The organism is Rhizobium sp. BK399 (assembly GCF_014194695.1).
Taxonomy (GTDB): Bacteria; Pseudomonadota; Alphaproteobacteria; order Rhizobiales; family Rhizobiaceae; genus Rhizobium.
In genome coordinates this window covers 130389-148394 of record NZ_JACIAH010000003.1, presented here as the reverse complement: position 1 = coordinate 148394, position 18006 = coordinate 130389, and the positions used below count along the sequence as shown (strand labels likewise).

The window sequence follows — 18006 nt, the reverse complement described above, 5'->3', positions numbered from 1 at the left end:
TGATAAGTCTTTCATTTTATTGCATACTGTGTGCAGCTTGCATGAGTAACTTCGAATAAGGTTGCTCGCGGTGCGAGCGCAGGTTTTGCCCGGAAGCATTTGGATGTAATGGTCAGTCATTGGGCGCGTGGATGCTGGAGGCATTGGTGAATTTCTATTCGGTTTATGATCAGGGTTTTGTCCGCGTGGCCGCCTGCACGCCGAACTGCGAAATCGGCGATCCAGACTTTAACGCGCAAGCAACATTGGAACTGGCCCGTCAGGGACATGCCGCGGGCGTTGGCCTCATGGTGTTTCCCGAACTTGGAATCTCCAGCTACTCGATCGATGACCTGCTGGGGCAGGATGCCCTGCTCAAGGGCGTGGACGCGGCAATAGCCGAGATCGCCCGGTCAAGCCGCGATCTTACACCTGTTCTTCTCGTTGGCGCTCCGCTGCAGACTGGCGGTCGGCTCTACAACTGCGCCGTCGCCATTCACGCCGGTCGTATTCTTGGCGTCGTCCCGAAAATGCACCTGCCGAACTATCGCGAGTTCTACGAAAAACGCTGGTTTGCGTCCGGGCGGGGCGTCCGCGGCGACAGCATTCGCGTCGCCGGCGAGACTGTACCTTTCGGAACCGATCTGATCTTTGCAGCCGAGGATATGGATGATTTCGTTCTCCATATCGAGATCTGCGAAGATCTTTGGGCACCGGCGCCTCCGAGCGATTTTGGCGCACTGGCAGGTGCGACGATTCTCGCCAACCTTTCGGCCAGCAACATCACCGTTGGAAAGGCCGATACACGTAAGCTCCTGTGCTCGGCGCAGTCGGCGCGCAGCCTGTCTGCCTATGTCTATTCGGCAGCGGGCCCCGGCGAATCGACGACGGACCTCGCATGGGATGGTCAGGCCTGCATCTACGAACTCGGTACTATGCTTGCTGAAACCGATCGTTTCCCGATGTCATCGCAGATGTGCGTGGCGGATATCGATGTCGAGAGATTGCGGCTGGAGCGGCTGCGGACCGGGACCTTCAATGATGCGGCGACGCTCAATCTGACCGCCGAACGAGCGTTCCGGCGTGTGGCTTTCCAGTTCAAGAAGCCGAAGGGCGATATCGGCCTGAAGCGCGACGTTGCCCGCTTCCCGTTCGTGCCGGCGGATGAAAGCCGTCTTGACCAGGATTGCTATGAAACCTTCAACATCCAGGTTCAGGGGCTGATGAAGCGGCTGCGTTCTACCGGCGTCAAGCGGCTTTGCATCGGCATTTCGGGCGGTCTCGATTCCACGCATGCGTTGCTCGTGGCGGCCCGTGCCTTCGATCAGCTTGGCTGGCCGCGCTCTGACATTCTCTGCTTCACCATGCCGGGATTTGCGACAGGTGACGCCACCAAGTCGAACGCCTGGGCGCTGATGCGCAGCATAGGCGTCACGGCGGAGGAAGTGGACATAAAGCCGTTGGCCCTTCAATTGCTCAAGGACCTGAAGCATCCGTTTGCAGGCGGCAAGCCGGTCTACGATACGACGTTCGAAAACGTTCAGGCTGGTCTGCGGACAGACTTTCTGTTCCGTGCCGCGAACCAGCGCAGTGCACTGGTGCTCGGAACCGGAGACCTGTCGGAAATCGGGCTCGGCTGGTCCACCTATGGCGTTGGCGACCAGATGAGCCATTACAACGTCAACGCATCGGTGCCGAAGACATTGATCCAGCATCTGATCCGCTGGGTTATTCGCTCCGGAGATTTCGACGCCGAAGCAAACGCGACATTGGAAAGCATCCTTGGCACGCTGATTTCGCCGGAGCTGGTCCCTGCCGATGAGAATGGCGTCATGCAGAGCACGGAGGACAAAATCGGACCCTACGATCTGCATGACTTTGCACTTTACTACACGACGCGTTTCGGCCTGCGTCCTTCGAAGATCGCCTTCCTTGCCTACAATGCCTGGCGCGATGCCGAGGCCGGAATCTGGCCGCCACACTTTCCCGCCGACAAGCGCCGCAGTTTTGATCTGCCTGTCATCAAGCACTGGATGGAGGTTTTCCTTTTCCGGTTCTTCACGATCAGCCAGTTCAAGCGGTCGGCATCGCCAAACGGCCCGAAAGTGACGTCGGGCGGTTCGCTGTCGCCGCGTGGCGATTGGCGCGCGCCGTCCGACGGCAACGCACGGATATGGCTGAAGGAATTGAAGGCCAACGTTCCTGAGATAAAAGGGTAGGGCGAACGCGCCTTGCAAAAGCCATTCGTCGCGGCAGATATGATCGAGAAGAACACTGAGGCCGCGGTGAAACGTGACAGATGAAACTTGTGCCCCTGATGATCTGCCTCGCTACGAGATTCGCCAGGAACCACGTGGCGGGTGGACGATTGTCGACACATTGACCTCCTTGCCGGCGGCAACGGACGGCAGGGACTTCGTTGGCCTCAGCAAGAGGGATGCGGAGGACATCGCCCGTGAACTGAACCTCAGCGCAGCCGAGGGCCGTGATCCCCTGATCTGATCTGACCTCTCAGGGAACTTGCCGAACACCGGCCGCGTTTCGGTGCCAGAGGTGCGACGATGACCGCCAATGACAACAGGCCGGACGACCATTCCACCGAACGGCACACCGCCTACGAAGCGCAGGAAAGGGCTCTGTCGAGAGAAGGGCGCAGTCTTTCTGCCTGGGCGTTGCTAATCGCGGTTGTCTTCGTGGTCGCGGTGATCGTCGTGGCATTCAGCGTTTGGACGGGCGGCGGCACCAGCCCGGCGCCGAGAGCGCCGGCAGGAGCCAGCAGCCCCAGCGCTGCTCCACCGCCGACGCAAAACACGAACTGAGCTAACCCTTCAGGTCATCCATTTCCGGTGCTCTGCAAAACGCTCAACGAGCAGGTCGAGGAAGAGTCGGACCTTCGTTGGCAGGTGATTGCGGTTCGGATAGATGGCATTGATGCTGAATTCGACGGCACGATAGTCGGTCATCATTCGAACGAAACTTCCCGAGGCAATGTCATCGAACACCACGAAGCTCGGAGCCAGGAAAATGCCCTGGCCGGTTGCCGTGAGGTGCCGAAGCGTCTCGGCGCTGTTCGATACGATGTTGCCGCCGATCCTCATGCTCACCTGCGCGCCATCGGTGTCTTCAAAGCGCCACTCGTCTCCATAGGGGTAGTAGGTATACTGAAGGCAGTTGTGGTTGGCCAAATCAGCCGGCACCTGCGGCATCGGGTGGTTTTCAAGATAGCTTGGCGAGCATACGAGGATGTGCCTCCACGGTGTCAGCTTCCTGACAATGAGGCTCGAATCCGGCGGCGGCACGGTGCGGATCGCTAGATCGCAACCTTCCTCGACCATATCGATCATCCGTTCCCCGACACTCAGGTCGAGGGCGACCGAAGGGTAAAGCTCAAGAAACTCGCTTACAACGGGCAGCAGAAAGCGGACGATCGCGGCGCTGGTATAGACCTTGAGCGTGCCGCGCGGTGTCGAACTCATCGCACCGGCGGTGCCGTCGGCTTCCTCGAGATCGGCGAGGATCTGGGCCGAGCGCTCATAGTAATATTTGCCGGTTTCCGTGAGGCTGACCTTGCGCGTCGTACGATTCAGCAACCTGACACCCAGCCTGTCTTCCAGCGACTGAACGTGATTGCCGACCATAGTGACGGACATATTGAGACGACGAGCCGCCGCGGAAAAGCCGCCGCATTCCACCACGCGACCAAACACTGCAAGGCTTGTCAGCCGGTCCATTGCATCTCCCCGATTATCCGCTCTGAGTTGATGATCCTTCCCGATTTAAGCAGATTATCAGAACGCACGCGACAGCGCATATCCGTCTCATCGAATTGAACCTCGCCCAGCGAGGCAAAGTACTGGAGAAGGACAATGGTCGAATTACCTCGCAAGGTAGCGTTCGAAGTTACCGGCGACGCTGACGTCGCAAAGGTCGCCGAAGCGCCACTCGCCCCGAAGGCGGACGTCCCCGGCTCACCTGCAGGCAAGAAAAGCCGCAAAGCATTCAAGCGGACGATCATTGCCACTGCGCTCCTGGCCGGCGTCGCCCTGATGGTTGACTACGGCCATCACTATTGGACCGTCGGTCGCTTCATCGAATCCACCGACGATGCCTATGTGAAAGCCGACTATACGACCGTTGCGCCGAAGGTCTCAGGGTATGTCGCCGAAGTCCTCGTCAACGACAACGATACGGTGAAGGCTGGCCAGGTTCTCGCCAAGATAGATGATCGCGATCAGCAGGCTGCGCTGTCGCAAGCCAGGGCGGATGTAAAGGCAGCCACAGCAGCCATTACCAATCTCGATGCGCAAATCGAACTGCAGCAGTCGATCATTGGCCAGGCGAAGGCCACGATCGATGCATCGCAGGCAACGCTGGATTTCGCCCGTTCTGACGCGGCTCGCTCGCAGCGGTTGATCACCAATGGCGCCGGCACGCAATCGCGGGCGGAACAGAGTCGGGCGGTTCATGACCAGGCGCAAGCGGCGGTCGAACGAGACCAGGCGGCATTGGTCGCGGCGGAGAGGAAAGTCCCCGTGCTGGAGACACAGCGCGACCAAGCCGCTGCTCAGCGCGATCGCGCTGCTGCCGCCCAGCACCAGGCTGAGCTCAACCTGTCCTACACTCAGATCATCGCTCCCGTTGACGGCACCGTCGGCGCGCGCACCATTCGGGTCGGGCAGTTCGTGACGTCGGGCACACAGCTTATGGCGGTTGTGCCGCTGCATTCCGTCTATGTGGTTGCGAACTTCAAGGAAACCCAACTAACCCATGTCCGCGCCGGCCAGCCTGTCGAGGTCAAAGTCGACGGCTTTCCCGACGAGGAAATCAAGGGCCATGTTGACAGCATCTCGCCGGCGAGCGGATTGGAATTTTCTCTCCTGCCTCCGGACAATGCGACCGGCAACTTTACCAAGATCGTTCAGCGCATCCCGGTCAAGATCGTGATCGACGACGAGGGCATGAGCGGGTTGCTGCGTGCGGGAATGTCCGTGGAGCCGGAAATCGACACCAAAGCCGCTGTCAAATAAGTCGCCTGCGTCAGGGACTATCCACGCTGACTGGATGTCCTGCCTCGGTTTCCGAATTATCAGTCGAATCTCGTTCGCGAGATTCTCTTCCGTAGAGCCGGAAGGAGAAGCGTCATGTCTACTATTCAGGCCACCAGCAACAGCGCACCCTCCGCTGCTGTTTCGAATCCCGCGCCCGCAATGAGCACATTGAGAATGTGGAGCGCAGTCGTCGGCTCGACGCTCGGTGCGTTCATGGCCGTTCTCAATATCCAGATCGTCAACGCTTCGCTCGCGGATATTCAGGGCGCGATCGGCGCGGGCAAGGACGATGGAGGCTGGATTTCGACGTCCTACCTCATCGCGGAGATCGTGGTTATCCCGCTCAGCGGCTGGCTTGCCCAGGTCTTTTCCCTTCGGAAGTATCTTCTGACCAATGCCATTCTGTTTCTGTTGTTCTCGGTCGCCTGCGCGCTTGCAACAAACCTGCAACAGATGATCGTGCTGCGTGCTATCCAAGGTTTTGCTGGCGGCGTTCTGATCCCGATGGCGTTTACGATTATCATCACGTTGCTGCCCAAGCCCAAGCAGCCGATCGGTCTGGCGCTCTTTGCACTCTCGGCAACTTTCGCTCCCGCGATCGGGCCGACCATCGGTGGATACCTGACTGAGAATTACGGCTGGGAGTTCATCTTCTACGTCAACCTGGTTCCCGGCGCGTTGATGGTGGGATTGCTTTGGGCCTCGCTCGATCGCGCTCCGATGAAACTCGGCCTGCTCGCCAAGGGCGATTGGCCCGGTATCATCACGATGGCCATCGGCCTCGCCGCACTTCAAACCGTTCTCGAGGAAGGTAACAAGGAGGATTGGTTCGGATCGGACTTCATCGTCCGGCTCTCGGTCGTTGCTGCTGTCTCGTTGGCGCTCTTCCTCATCATCGAATTCAGAACTGCGAATCCGCTATTGAACCTCCGGCTGCTAGCGCGACGCAACTTCGGCTTCGGCATTGTGGCGAATGTCCTGCTCGGCATCGCGCTCTATGGCTCGGCTTTCGTCTTGCCGATCTATCTGTCGCGCATCCAAGGATACAATTCGGAGCAGATTGGCATGGTGTTGGCATGGACAGGTATCCCGCAGTTGTTGTTGATTCCCCTGGTGCCCCGCCTGATGAAGCGCTTTGACGTGCGGTTGCTGATTGCCGTCGGTTTTGCTCTGTTTGCAGCGTCGAACTTGATGAACGTCCACATGACCGGGGACTATGGGAGCGATCAGCTCTTCTGGCCGAATGTTATTCGCGCCATCGGACAGTCGCTTGTCTTCGTGCCGCTCTCGGCCATCGCAACGGCGGGTATCGAGCAGGAAAATGCGGGTTCCGCGTCCGCACTGTTCAACATGATGCGCAATCTCGGCGGCGCTGTCGGCATTGCAAGCCTGCAGACCTTCCTGACGAAGCGGGAGCAGTTTCATTCGAACATCCTGACGAACTCGGTCTCGGTCTTCGAGGAAGCCACGCGGGATCGTGTCGCGAAACTGACAGCCTACTTCATGAACCATGGTGTCAGCGATCAGGCGGTTGCCACACACAAAGCCGTCGTTGCGATCGCGCTGAAGCTGCGCAAGCAGGCCAACATCATGGCCTTCAGCGACACCTTCTTTCTGCTTGGCGTCGCCCTGATCGTCGCATTGCTTGCGACGCTCCTGTTGAAGAAGCCCGGCCACCTTTCGGGAGGCGGTGCTCACTAGCGTCGCCTGCCGTTTCCAAGGAGAAATGCCATGAACCGCATTGCCCAAATCGACGAAGCCGAAAATCGGATGGCAAAAGCCGACCGCATGGCGGGCAGTACCAACTCGCTGCTGTCGCTGATCGAGTGGATCTCCGGCGATGAATGCCATGCCCTTGATGAGCCCGGTTTGATATCGGGTCTTGGCCGCCGCCTGCAGGCACTCGGCCTGCCCATCGATCGCCTGACGCTTCACCTGATGACGCTCCATCCGGAACTCATCGGCCGAACGCTTGCGTGGGCACCCGGCGAGCCGGTGGAGATTCACGATCGCAACCACGGCATGCGTCAGACCTTTGCCAACAGCCCGTTGCGTAAAGTCATGGATAGTCGCGAGCCGCTTGTCGTCGGACCGGGCGATAGTGTTCACGGACGCTGGCAGGGCATCGATATCTTTGCCGGCCGCGGGCTTGTGCAACTGATGATCGCGCCGCTCTGCAATGCCGACGGGCCGGTGAGTGCGGTCGCCTTCGGTACGCGGCGACCAGGCGGCTTCACGGCCGCAGAAATCCAGGTTATCGAGCGAATCCTGCCGGCCTTGCGTAACACCTGCGAATTGCGGGTGATGCGTCAGGTCGAGCTTAGCCTGCTCGATACCTATATTGGCCCGCTGACGGCACAACGCATCCTCGCCGGGCAGATCCGGCAGGGCGAGATCGAGTCCATGGAGGCCGCGCTGCTGCTTTGCGACCTGCGCGGTTTCACCGAAATCTCGAACCTGCTCCCCAGCAACAGCGTACTTGAATTGCTGAACGCCTATTTCGACAAGGTCATCCCGCCGATTACGCGGGAAGGCGGCGAAGTGCTGAAGTTCATGGGCGATGCCGTTCTCGCTTTCTTTCCCGGCTACGATGCGGCCCGCAGCTGTGCGTCGGCATTGAGCGCCGCCCGGGATATTCTGCAGGAGATCGATCGCTTCGAGTTTGGCGAAATTGCTCCGAAAGTCGGCATCGCGCTACACCATGGCGAGGTCAGCTACGGCAACATCGGCTCCGGCCGCCGTCTCGATTTCACGTTGATCGGCCCCGATGTCAATCTTGTCAGCCGCATCCAGACGGCATGCGGAGATCTTCGTGTTCCGCTTCTGATGTCGGACCGATTCCGGAAGGAAGCGTGCGCGGCCGCTGTCTCGGCCGGCTGGCACACGCTCAAGGGGTTCGCTGAGAAGGTCGAGCTCTTTTGCTTGCCCGAGCGGTGAATGTGAGGTTGCCGCAAAACGTCGGCGCACCGGCTCTTCTGGAGGCCGCCGGTGCCCAGCCTTCGTCAATGCTTCAATGACCAATTGAGATCAGAGGACGTTGTTACGCCGCAAGAATTGCGACTGGGCACTTATGCTGTGACCCAGCAAGGCGAACACGGATATAAACTATATAAATAATGGCTATTCGTTGTGTGTTCACGTTTTTGGCGTTATTTGCTGAATAATGGGGATGGAGTAGGGGGGCGCAAGGCAATAAAAAATGCTGACGAAAAAGGGAAAGTATGGGTTGAAGGCGCTGGTCGACTTGGCACGGCTTGCCCCGGGGGAAACGGCCTTCATTAACGACGTTGCCTCGCGCAACAACATTCCGAAGAAGTTTCTGGATACGATCCTGCTCGAATTGCGAAATGTCGGCATTCTGCGATCGAAGAAGGGGCCTGGCGGCGGCTACTCGCTATCGCGGCCGGCATCTGAGATCCGCATCGGTCACGTTATCCGCACCCTCGACGGCCCTTTGGCGCCCATTCGCTGCGCCAGCCGCACGGCCTTTGAGGCGTGTGACGACTGTTCCGATCCCGAGAACTGTCAGGTGCGGCGTTCCATGACCGAGGTCCGGGATGCGATCGCTGACATTTTGGACAACATGACGCTCGAGCAATTCGTCGCTTCGGGCAATAAGCTCGATGATGCCGAAGATGAAGTCCGCATCTCGGTCGCCAACTAAGGCGTCAGTTATCGCCGAAATAGTATGCCGCCGCGGTCCGGTAGAGATCGTCGGTGGCCGTGGCGTTCGCGCGAATCCGAGCGTTTCTCCAGTGCCGGTCGAGGTTCCGGCCGATGCTCGTTGCATCGTTACCTGACCACTCGAACAGTGCGTTCGCAACGTCCAGCGCCGTCCTGCTCGCCATGACCTTGGCGGCCGACGCTGAGAAGAAGGCAGCCTCGGTCGCTGCTGTCGACGGGCTTACTTGGGCGAAATCCAACTTGGTGCCGGCGCTTTCCACGAGCGCTGCCGCTGCCTGCACGGAGAGCGCAAGCTTTCCAACAGCGGCGGAACGCGGCGCGTCCCGAAGATTGGAAAGGGCGGCGCGGGCGATGCCGAGGTCCGTGCCCGCATGGAGCAGGGCCGCCAGGACCGGAGCGGTCGTGTGGCGCGCTGCTTCCCCGTTGCCGGTCACATCATGGGCGACTGCGGTTCCGGCGCCGTTCGTTCTTTGCCCGAAACCATCCCAATCGTCGATGATCTGCAGCCCCGGGGTTTCGCAAGACAGGTAGAAGCGAAGCGACTGTCCTTGGGCATCGACGGCGTCGGCGGCAATCCAATCGGCAAAAAGGATGCCGGGGACCCGAGAGCTCCGGCCGCTCAATGGATAGTGGCGCCCTACGGGAGTCGCCGCGCTCGTTTCAGCGAAGGTCGCACCCACGAAATGGTCGCCGGCAAGGGCGCGTGCGAAGAGGAGGGTTTTGCGCTCGTCGTCGGGCTCATTCCTTAGCCCCTCCAGCGCGGTGAAGTGTTGCTCCAGGCATTCGCCGATCGAAGAATCGCCCTGAGCGATGATGGCGACAATTTCGCCGAGAAGCGCGTTGGCAACGTCAAGGCCCTCATGCTCCGGTGGGATTGTCACAGCGGCCAGGCCGGACTGAAAAAGCGCATCGAGCTCAGCGCGAGGGAAGACCCGGTTGATATCCCGCTCGCTTGCCTGGAGTGCGAAATCTACGGCGAGGCGCCGTGCAGTGGCTATCGCCTCTTCCTCGCTTTCGATACGGTGCGCGGGTGGTCTTGTCCGGTCATGAAACCGCGATACGGTACCCATCGCTCCTCCGATCAGTTGAGCCTGTAGGATTGATGGATCACGGGCGCAATGATAAGGGCCGTTTTTCTACGAATGCGCGAGCGATTGAATTTTTATTGTCGCTTGATCGCACACATGCGAAGCGTGACGACGCTTCGACGCCCGCAATGAGAGGTTCAATATGCCTTCGACGGTCCGTGAGCGGCTGAAACTGGATCCCGGCGATATTCCGATCTACGCCATCGGCGATATTCATGGCAGGCTTGACCTGTTGCAGAAGGCAGAGCAGGCAATCACCGATGATGCTGCGACTATTCCAGGCCGCAAGCTGATCATCACGCTTGGCGACTACATCGACCGGGGCCCGTCATCGGCGCAGGTCATCTCTCACCTGATGGCGCCTCCGCCCGAGAGCTTCGACCGCATCTGCCTGACCGGCAACCATGAGACGACGATGCTCGATTACCTCGATGGCCTGATTTCGTTCTCGGATTGGATGCGAATGGGTTCTGACGCGCTGCTGCGGTCCTATGGGCTTGATCCGGATCAACTGCCGCGGATTTTCCCGACCGCGGCGAAGCTCGATGGGTTCATCAGGCAATCTATACCGAAGCCGCACGTGGACTTTCTGCGATCCTTGCCGATCCTCGTCGATACGCCGAATGTGCTCTTCGTGCACGCGGGCATTGATCCCATGCTGTCGATCGACGCTCAAAGCGACGACGACCTCGTTTTCATCCGTCATCGCTTCTTCGAGAGCCGCGTGCCGCTGCCGAAGGTGATCGTCCACGGCCATACGCCGAACGATGAGCCCGAGGTGCTGCCGAAGAGACTGAACCTCGATACCGCAGCCTACCACAGCGGCAAACTGACTGTTGCCAGACTGTGGAAGGGGCGTGTGCATCTGTTCCAGACTTGATCAGGCGCCAGCTTCCGCTGGCTCCCGCTTCTTTGACTTTTCGTCGGTATAGTAGCTCACGTATTTATGACGGTAGCGTTCCGTGCCGCCGAAATTGGTGAACTTGCCGAGTTCGGTCATATCTGTCTTGTTGAGGATCACACCGAGAATCTTGGACTTGATTTGCGGCTCTGCATTGAGGAGGTCACGCACGACTGATGTCGGCGTCGAGCCCCACTCAGTTACAAACAGGAAGCCGTCCACCTGTGGTGCAAATGCCTTGGCATCGATGACCGGGCCAAGCGGCGCAAGGTCGACGACGATGTAGTCGAACATCTTGCGGGCATTCTCCATGAGATTGAACATGCCCTGCGAAGCAAGCAGTTCGCTGGTGTGCATTAGATGATCGTTCGGCAGAACCGGCAGGATTGCCAGCTTCGTTCTCGGATCGATCTTGACGGCGCTTGCCCACGGAACCTCACCAAGAACGGCTTCGACAAGTCCCTGTTGCGGAGGATTCTTCAGCATCCGGGTCAGTCCCGGGTTGCGAAGGTCCGCGTCGATGAGCAGCGTGCGCTTGCCGCTGGAGGCGAGGAGTGCCGCGAAATTGGCGGCCGTCGTCGACTTGCCTTCTCCCGGCATTGCCGAGACAACGCCGATGACGCGGTCGGATTTGCCCTGGAACATGACGTCGCTCGCAAGCTTCGCATTGCGCAGGGTTTCGGCGAAGATCGAGCGTGGTGCTTCGAGGACGACGCGCATGATGCGTTCGAACGTCGCGTCGGAATCGGCGGCTTCGGCAGGCTCCACGGAAGGGCTGGTACGCTGCCGGAAGATCGTGCCGTCTCGCGTCGGTTTGCCGATGCGGGGCAGATAACCGAGGAACTTGAGGCCAAGCATAGTCCTGACATCGCCCTCGACGCGGAAGAAGCGCTCCCGGAACTCCTGGAAGGCGGTCAGCGCGCCGCCGGCCATCAGGCCAAGAACGATCGCGAGGCCGAGCGTCATGGTCTTCTTCGGGCTCGACGGCGATACCGGTACTCCAGCTTCGGAGATCACACGAGCCTTGGCAATGGGGAAGGACTGCTGCTGTGAAGCCTCCTCGTACTTGCCGAGGTAGGATTCATAGAGGGTCTTCAGCGCAGCTGCGCGTTGCTCGAGATCGCTGAGTTGGACGATCGACCTGTCGGCTTCCGAATTCTTGCCGGTCAGGTGTTCGATGTTCTGGCGAAGCGAGGCCTCGCGCGAGCGGGTGACTTCGAACTCGTTGCGGTAGCTGGCGGTCAGTTGCTGCAGTTCCTGATAGATCTGCCGGGTCAGATCCTGTTTTTCGGCACGCAAAGCGACGGCCTGCGGATGATCTTCCCCGAAATTCGTCGTGACCTCCTGCTCACGCTTGTTTACGGCCGCGTAGCGCGTGCGCAGGTCCTTGATCACCGTATTATCCGCTTGGCCCGACGAGATCGCGGCGTTGTTGACGGCGCTCTCAGGACCAAGATCGATGATGGACTTGAACTGGTTGTACCGGGCCGATGCACTGGCGCTGTCGGCCTGGGCGACGATCAACTGCTTGTTCAAGTCGGCAAGCTGTTGCTCCGACATCAGTTCGCCGTTGGCGGACGTCAGGCCGTTCTCAGCCTTGAACTTTGCGACATCGAGGGCCGCCTGCTGCGACCGCTCGCGAAGATCGGAAAGGCGCTGCTGCAGCCAGACGGAGGCGCTCTCCGTTGCGTCGAAATTGGCGTTCAACTGATCGTTCAGATAGGCGTTCGCATAGGCTTTGGTGATCCGCGCGGCAAGAAGCTTGTCGGTCGAACGGAAGGATACCGCCAGAACGGAACTGCGGTTGACGCGCGATACGGTCACGGCGTCCTGAAGCAATGCGGCCGCCTTCTGGCGGCGGGCATTGCGCTCATCGGCTTCGGTGGCCGGTGGGCCACCCGGAGCCAATGCGCTCACGACCAGCTTTATCCCCGACTTGATCAGCGCGGCGGGGGACTTCGGAGGATCGAGGAGCGTATCATTGTCCTGGAGCTTCTCGGCATCAACCACGCGAAGCGCAAGCTGGTTCGATTTCAGGATTTCGACGGCGCTGGCGATCTCCATGTCGACCTGCTGCGAGCTTGCGACCGGGGTCGCATCTTGTGCGTATTTCGCCATGTTGTCATCAAGCAGGATCTGGGTCATCGACGTGTACTGCGCCGTCGCAAAGAGCAGATAGATGACGGCGAGCGTCACGGTTGCGGCGACGCAAAGCGCGATCGATCCGGCACGGCGGATCAGAATGGCAATCAGGCGATCGATGTCGATGAATGAATCGGAATCGTCGGCCCCTTTGGGCAGGGTGCTGTGCAAGGTCAGGTTCCGTTGGTTCATGGCTCTATCCTTTGCGGGAGCGGGTCACGCCATCGATGGCTGTTAGGTCGGTCCGTGGGCTTATCAGATGGCGAAGCGGCGCGAGTGCGCGATTGATCCGAATGGCGATCGGCATCTTGAGATGCGCCACCGCCGACGGATTGCTCCAGGCCGTTTTGATCGCTCCGGAGATCGACCGGTCTTTGATGTTCTGTACGAGGATGAGGAATGCGCGGCCTCGGCGGAGGCTTTGTTCGCGAAACTCCTGTGCGGCCGCCGCCTCCGCATCCAGCGTGTGATCTCGAAGGAAGGTCTTATCACCCTCGATCATGGCATCGATGTGATGAAGGGCAAGAACGCGCGAAATCGATCCCTCGCGGATCTGGTAGTCGTAGCCGGGGACCGGCTCGATCACGCAGCGCCCCCCAAGCGCCATGGCCGAGGCGAGGAACAGGTAGTCCTCGCCAACCTTCAGGGCCTCGTTGAAGCGAAGTTCATGCTGTTCGATGAAAGCGCGCTGAAAGATCGGCTTGAGATAACCAAAGTTATGGGTTGTCTGAAACAGGGCATTCGACCGTATAAATACGGGAAGTATCAGTTCCGGTGTTTCGGCCAGCGATTGCTCGGTAAACATCGTCTCCGGCGGCGTCCCGTCGGCGCGAATGACGCGAAGATTGTCGACGGCAATCTGGGCACCGGCATTCTCGGCGCGCTCGATTATGCGCTGCAGTCGCCGCGGCTCGACCGTGTCGTCGGAGTCGAGCACAGCTAGCCATCGGCCGGTCGCCGCCGACAACGCGGCGTTGCGCGCTGCCGCTGGCCCGCCATTGCGCGCAAGCGCCAGAAGCTTCACGCCCCTGTTCGCATAGCTTTCGGCAATGGCTCTCGTCTCATCCGTCGAGCAGTCATCGGCGACGATCACTTCCACCGACACGCCCTGTTGTGCAAGGGCGCTGTCGATCGCCTTGGCGAGCGTTTCTTCCGCATTGTAAGCGGCGACGATGAAGCTGACGTCGGGCTGGGTTTGCGTCATGCAGCCTCCGCCGTTCCGTACTGACGGATTTCCCTGACACCCAGCAAACCACTCACCACGCCGGTATGCATGAGGCCGCGAAGGGCGTAGCGATAGCGTGGAATCGGAGAAAAGATGCAGGCAAGCGCCGCGCCGTAGCAGAAGGCCGCCTTGGCAGCGGCAAGGCCGATCTGCTTTAGACGCTGCAGGCCGGTGTTCTTTTCCTGGAGCAACCGCCCATGCGTCTGGCCGAAGCGAAAGCGGCGTTTGGCGAGCCAGGACAGGCCAGCCCGGCTTTCGGTTACCGGTTCATAGACATAGGCTTCGGGTGCAAAGGCAATCCCGCCGCCATCGGTATGCATATGGCTGAAGAATTCGGTGTCCTCACCGCCGGTGCGACCGAGGGCCAGATTGAAGCGGCGGCCGGCCACGTGAGGTGAGTCGAGGCGAAGGAGGACGTTGCAGGTATAGCCGGTGCGGATTTCACCGCCGACCCATACGGGCAGGGTCGAGTGGAAGTCACCCTCGCGCATCCAGTTCGGCGCCGTGGACGAGTAGACGCTGCGAACGGGGCCAAGCACGGCGTCGGCCTTGGTCTTCTTGGCAGCGGCAAGTAATTCCACCAGCCATTCTTCGCTGGCATCCTCATCATCATCGATGAAAGCCAGGAAGTCGCCGGTTGCTTTGTCCAGGCATGCGTTGCGGGCAATCGAGATGTTCGATGCCGGGCAGTGCACATAGGCAATTTCGTGCGGAATGGTCGCACGAAGCGCATCGACCCGTTCCTTGGCGCTCGGAACCTTGTCGTTGTCGGCAACGATGATCCGCAGCTTCGCGCCTTCCGGAACGGCAAGAATCGCAAGCGAAAGCAGCGCTTCGTCGAGCGAAGCGCGGCGGTAGGTGCAGACGCCGATATCGATCTGCATGGGCTTCACATCGTTCATGAAGAGACCTTCCTGCCGCGGAAGCTCAGAAGCTCCATCCAGAAGCCGGCCGACCAGGCAAAGTGCATCACCATTGCCGAAACGGCGGCGAGGGGCCCGTATGGATTCTTGTGGCCGATGGCCATCCAGAAGCCGTAGCCAACGCAGGCAACGGCCCAGAGGCTAAACGGGATGACGGCGGCCCAGTTCAGAACGGCGAGAAACGCACCGATGAACACCGGTACGACGAGAAGCGGAAGCATCTGCCGAAGATTGGGCATGCTGCCGTGCTTCAGGATGTTCTTGGCGCGGCCGCGACCGTAGCCCAGATATTGGCGGAACAGCGTCGAGATGGTCGAGCGCGGATAGTAGGTCATCCGCGTCTTGTCCGTCATCCAGATGCCGAAGCCCGCCTGTTTCAAGCGGTAGTCGAGTTCTGCATCCTCGTTGTGGCTGAAGGTTTCATCGTAGCCGCCGACAGTGTCGAAGGCTGCGATGCGCATCAATGCGTGATGGCCGTGATTGGTCCAATGGCCCTTGGCGCCTTCGCGATGCTTGGAGCCACCGTTCCCGAGCTTCGAGTTCTGGGCGAAGGCCGTCGCCTTCTGAAAGACTCCGAAGCCGACGGTTTCCATGGCGACCACGACAGAGTCCGCCTGGGTCAGTTCGGCCTCCTGGACGAGGCGGCGGCAATAGTCGGCGGGGTAATCGCCGTGTGCGTCGATGCGGATCAGGTAGTCATAGTCGCGGCCAAAGGTCTGGACCGCGAGATTGATCGCCGCACTCTGGATCCGCCGGGGATTGTGGAGCAGCACAATCCTCGGATCAGCGGCGCTGATGCGGGCGACGATGTCGCGCGTCGCATCCGTGCTACCGCCGTCGGCGACGACGATCCGGGCATCCATGTGATCGATTTCGAGGCTCAGCTTAGCGAGCAAAGCCTCGATATGCCTCTCTTCGTTCAGGCAGGGAATGATGATGAGACTGGAGACGCTGGCACCGACATCAGGCTTCATGGTTGTCCACCCTTCTGGAGTCACTCTTGTTGGAATAATTGCACCGGCACCGCCCCTCTCTGCGGTTGCCGGGACAAGGCGGGAAAGGCTTGAAACGAGGGCCGCACAATCGCTGCGGTCGGCAAGCCATATCTTGCGATCCTTGGCGGCAACAGCCTCGCTCAATGCGCCGTAACGCTCGCCGGACATGTTTTCGAACAGCTCCTCGAGCTGCGAAAAGTTCGCTTCGGAGAGTCTAAGGCCAATGTCGCGCGCTTGAAGGAAGCGTGCCGTCTCGGTTCCTTCCAGAGCGATCGGGACCGCTCCATACAGGCAGCCCTCGTACAGCCGGTTCGGCAGGAGCCAGCTTGAATTGAGGCCCTCTTCGAAGAAATCGATGGCCCAGGAAAAGTGGACGTCGTCGTAGATCGCCCGCAAGTCCTCGGGATTGCGATAGGCGCCTTCGAAGCGAAGATAGGGTTCATCGCGCACGAAAGCGTCGAAATCCTCGAATTCGGAGTAGGCAGGGCGGCCACGCAAAACGATCTCGACCCTGCCTTCCATCTGGCGTGAGAATTCGGCAAGGAGACCGAGCGACTTGCGGCAGCGAAGGGCACCGAACCAGCCGATCTTCCAAGGCTGTCCGGGCTGCTTGAACGGGCGGGCGAAGGCGGGCTCTATCGCGGTTTCATCCAGAGCGATGACCTTGTTTTCGATCAGAAGCGTTTCCGCTTGGACGCCTGAGCGAGGACGGAAATAGTTGTCAATGAAGGCGGGAGAACTCGTCAGGATCAGCTTTGCATCCTGGCCGAAGTGTCCTTCGGCGCGGCGGATCATCTTGCCGACCACATCGTCGCGCAGCAACAGGCGGTGGATGTCCAGACATTCATAGACGACAGGAACGCTGCCGCCGAACAGTGCGTTGGCCCTGTGGGCGACGGCGAGTGCCTCGAGATTGCGGCCGATGATGAGATCGGGTTTCTCGACGTTCTTCAGCAGCGCCTTCAGGCCGACCATCGCCTTTGTAACCGCGCTCATTCGCTGCGCAAACTGGGCGTCGGCCGTGCGTCCGAGTTCGATCGGGGTTACACCGTGCACTTCGGCAAGGCGGTTTTCCCCGCGGCGAAAACCGGCCAGCACCACTTCGGCACCGCCCTCGCGCAGCATCAGCACCCGCCGTCGGACGGCAGGGTCTGCCAGGTCGTGCACGAGGTAGAGCACTTTGAGCATCGACGTTCCTTTTCCTGTGTGGGCTCTGCCGGCGCTGGTCAGTTGAGCGTGCATGCGATGGATTCAGGGAATTGGCACTTGTCGCCAAGCGCGGTGAAGGCAACCCGATCGACGCTGAGAACGGCTGGCTTCGTGTAGTCGAAGCGCCCCATCCAGTTCGCAAGCGTGTCGGAACCCCAGAGGCTGAAGAAGATCTTCTGCGGGTTGGACGGTATCTTCGACGGATCGGTAACGTCCTGAACGAGCTTGCCGTTCAGGTAGTAGCGCAATCGGTCTTTTTCCCAGATGAATGCATAGTCATTGAAGCCATCATCGGCTTTGCTGCCAACCGGAACGAGTTTCTCGTTGCCGCCCTTGGCCTGGACATACTGGTTTACCTGCACTTCGCCGGTGTTCTTGCCCAACACTTCGAAGTCGATCTCATCGTGCTTCTGCTTGTCGGCAGGGCCGATGTAAGTGAAGAACGCCGAATTCAGACCCGAGCCGGTGCCGGCCTTGATACGGGCTTCATAGGTGCCATAGCTGTAACGCTTGGTCGTCTGGATCTCCCCGCAGAGATAGCTGCGGTCCTTGGACTTTCCGTCCGCGAAGGAGAGTTGAAGGACGCCGTTCTCGACGTTCACGTTGTTCTTCGACCAGGTGCAGTTCTGGTGGGCGCCGTTGTTCCAGCCGTCGGAAACATACCAGAAGCCGCGGTTGATCTTGTCAAAGTCATCCACGAAGGATTTTCCAGATGCCTGTTGTGCCGAGGCCGGCAGGACTGAAACGCCTATTGCCGCGATGGCAATTAGGCTCAGGCAAAGTTTTCGCGCATGGGCGATTTTGGTCGTCAT

At 59.8% G+C, this 18006-nt stretch carries 15 protein-coding genes and 1 pseudogene; 8 read left to right on the top strand and 8 right to left on the bottom strand.

Going from position 1 to position 18006, the window contains the following annotated elements; translation table 11 throughout:
- Positions 1 to 146: 146 nt before the first annotated feature.
- From FHT97_RS09585 to FHT97_RS09575, 3 genes are all read left to right on the top strand, one after another.
- Positions 147 to 2198 (top strand): NAD(+) synthase, encoded by a 2052-nt coding sequence (locus FHT97_RS09585; protein ID WP_183861638.1) that lies wholly within the window; start codon positions 147 to 149, stop codon positions 2196 to 2198.
- Between the two features lie 73 nt (positions 2199 to 2271).
- The gene (locus FHT97_RS09580) at positions 2272 to 2481 is read left to right on the top strand and encodes a hypothetical protein (protein ID WP_183861636.1); all 210 of its coding nucleotides are present in this window, start codon (positions 2272 to 2274) and stop codon (positions 2479 to 2481) included.
- 59 nt (positions 2482 to 2540) lie between these two features.
- The gene (locus FHT97_RS09575) at positions 2541 to 2798 is read left to right on the top strand and encodes a hypothetical protein (RefSeq protein ID WP_183755540.1); all 258 of its coding nucleotides are present in this window, start codon (positions 2541 to 2543) and stop codon (positions 2796 to 2798) included.
- 9 nt (positions 2799 to 2807) lie between these two features.
- Here the strand turns inward: FHT97_RS09575 and FHT97_RS09570 are convergent, their stop codons facing one another.
- On the bottom strand, positions 2808 to 3710 hold the full coding sequence (locus FHT97_RS09570) for a LysR family transcriptional regulator (RefSeq protein WP_183755541.1): 903 nt from the start codon (positions 3708 to 3710) through the stop codon (positions 2808 to 2810).
- Between the two features lie 135 nt (positions 3711 to 3845).
- On the opposite strand from FHT97_RS09570, the gene FHT97_RS09565 reads away from it, so the two are divergent.
- The 4 genes from FHT97_RS09565 (at position 3846) to FHT97_RS09550 (ending at position 8691) form a co-directional block, all read left to right on the top strand.
- A complete protein-coding gene (locus tag FHT97_RS09565; protein WP_183861634.1) occupies positions 3846 to 5006 on the top strand; it encodes an HlyD family secretion protein in 1161 nt (386 codons plus the stop codon).
- 114 nt (positions 5007 to 5120) lie between these two features.
- Positions 5121 to 6728 carry an MDR family MFS transporter gene (locus tag FHT97_RS09560; protein WP_183861632.1) on the top strand — a complete coding sequence of 536 codons (1608 nt, stop codon included), beginning with the start codon at positions 5121 to 5123 and terminating at the stop codon, positions 6726 to 6728.
- A 69-nt stretch (positions 6729 to 6797) separates the two neighbouring features.
- Entirely contained in the window at positions 6798 to 7964 is a 1167-nt protein-coding gene (locus FHT97_RS09555) for an adenylate/guanylate cyclase domain-containing protein (RefSeq protein ID WP_246712599.1), read from the top strand.
- Between the two features lie 262 nt (positions 7965 to 8226).
- Complete coding sequence (locus FHT97_RS09550; RefSeq protein WP_183861630.1) at positions 8227 to 8691, top strand: Rrf2 family transcriptional regulator; 465 nt, start codon at positions 8227 to 8229, stop codon at positions 8689 to 8691.
- 4 nt (positions 8692 to 8695) lie between these two features.
- On the opposite strand, the gene FHT97_RS09545 is transcribed toward FHT97_RS09550, so the two are convergent.
- A complete protein-coding gene (locus tag FHT97_RS09545) occupies positions 8696 to 9781 on the bottom strand; it encodes a monooxygenase (RefSeq protein WP_183861628.1) in 1086 nt (361 codons plus the stop codon).
- 160 nt (positions 9782 to 9941) lie between these two features.
- Between FHT97_RS09545 and FHT97_RS09540 the strand changes: the two genes are divergently transcribed.
- Complete coding sequence (locus FHT97_RS09540) at positions 9942 to 10679, top strand: metallophosphoesterase (protein ID WP_183861626.1); 738 nt, start codon at positions 9942 to 9944, stop codon at positions 10677 to 10679.
- On the opposite strand, the gene FHT97_RS09535 is transcribed toward FHT97_RS09540, so the two are convergent.
- The 6 genes and pseudogenes from FHT97_RS09535 to FHT97_RS09510 form a co-directional block, all read right to left on the bottom strand.
- Positions 10680 to 13034 carry a polysaccharide biosynthesis tyrosine autokinase gene (locus tag FHT97_RS09535; protein WP_183861624.1) on the bottom strand — a complete coding sequence of 785 codons (2355 nt, stop codon included), beginning with the start codon at positions 13032 to 13034 and terminating at the stop codon, positions 10680 to 10682. It abuts the gene before it with no gap.
- A gap of 4 nt (positions 13035 to 13038) precedes the next feature.
- Positions 13039 to 14046, bottom strand: coding sequence for a glycosyltransferase family 2 protein (locus FHT97_RS09530; protein WP_183861622.1), 1008 nt, complete (start codon positions 14044 to 14046; stop codon positions 13039 to 13041).
- Positions 14043 to 14969 (bottom strand): glycosyltransferase, encoded by a 927-nt coding sequence (locus tag FHT97_RS09525; RefSeq protein ID WP_183861620.1) that lies wholly within the window; start codon positions 14967 to 14969, stop codon positions 14043 to 14045. Before FHT97_RS09525 ends, FHT97_RS09530 begins: the two co-directional genes overlap by 4 nt.
- Positions 14966 to 15964 (bottom strand): glycosyltransferase family 2 protein, encoded by a 999-nt coding sequence (locus FHT97_RS09520; protein WP_183862011.1) that lies wholly within the window; start codon positions 15962 to 15964, stop codon positions 14966 to 14968. The genes FHT97_RS09525 and FHT97_RS09520 overlap by 4 nt, the downstream gene beginning before the upstream one ends.
- A gap of 75 nt (positions 15965 to 16039) precedes the next feature.
- Positions 16040 to 17173 (bottom strand): annotated as a pseudogene (locus FHT97_RS31540) (glycosyl transferase); the annotation flags it as partial.
- Between the two features lie 38 nt (positions 17174 to 17211).
- Positions 17212 to 18006 (bottom strand): glycoside hydrolase family 16 protein, encoded by a 795-nt coding sequence (locus tag FHT97_RS09510; protein ID WP_183861618.1) that lies wholly within the window; start codon positions 18004 to 18006, stop codon positions 17212 to 17214.

Coding starts and splice junctions, on each gene's coding strand:
- FHT97_RS09575 (WP_183755540.1), top strand. CDS start 2,541: ATGACCGCCAATGACAACAGGCCGGACGACCATTCCACCGAACGGCAC.
- FHT97_RS09570 (WP_183755541.1), bottom strand. CDS start 3,710: ATGGACCGGCTGACAAGCCTTGCAGTGTTTGGTCGCGTGGTGGAATGC.
- FHT97_RS09565 (WP_183861634.1), top strand. CDS start 3,846: ATGGTCGAATTACCTCGCAAGGTAGCGTTCGAAGTTACCGGCGACGCT.
- FHT97_RS09560 (WP_183861632.1), top strand. CDS start 5,121: ATGTCTACTATTCAGGCCACCAGCAACAGCGCACCCTCCGCTGCTGTT.
- FHT97_RS09555 (WP_246712599.1), top strand. CDS start 6,798: ATGGCAAAAGCCGACCGCATGGCGGGCAGTACCAACTCGCTGCTGTCG.
- FHT97_RS09550 (WP_183861630.1), top strand. CDS start 8,227: ATGCTGACGAAAAAGGGAAAGTATGGGTTGAAGGCGCTGGTCGACTTG.
- FHT97_RS09545 (WP_183861628.1), bottom strand. CDS start 9,781: ATGGGTACCGTATCGCGGTTTCATGACCGGACAAGACCACCCGCGCAC.
- FHT97_RS09540 (WP_183861626.1), top strand. CDS start 9,942: ATGCCTTCGACGGTCCGTGAGCGGCTGAAACTGGATCCCGGCGATATT.
- FHT97_RS09535 (WP_183861624.1), bottom strand. CDS start 13,034: ATGAACCAACGGAACCTGACCTTGCACAGCACCCTGCCCAAAGGGGCC.
- FHT97_RS09530 (WP_183861622.1), bottom strand. CDS start 14,046: ATGACGCAAACCCAGCCCGACGTCAGCTTCATCGTCGCCGCTTACAAT.
- FHT97_RS09525 (WP_183861620.1), bottom strand. CDS start 14,969: ATGAACGATGTGAAGCCCATGCAGATCGATATCGGCGTCTGCACCTAC.
- FHT97_RS09520 (WP_183862011.1), bottom strand. CDS start 15,964: ATGAAGCCTGATGTCGGTGCCAGCGTCTCCAGTCTCATCATCATTCCC.
- FHT97_RS09510 (WP_183861618.1), bottom strand. CDS start 18,006: ATGACGACCAAAATCGCCCATGCGCGAAAACTTTGCCTGAGCCTAATT.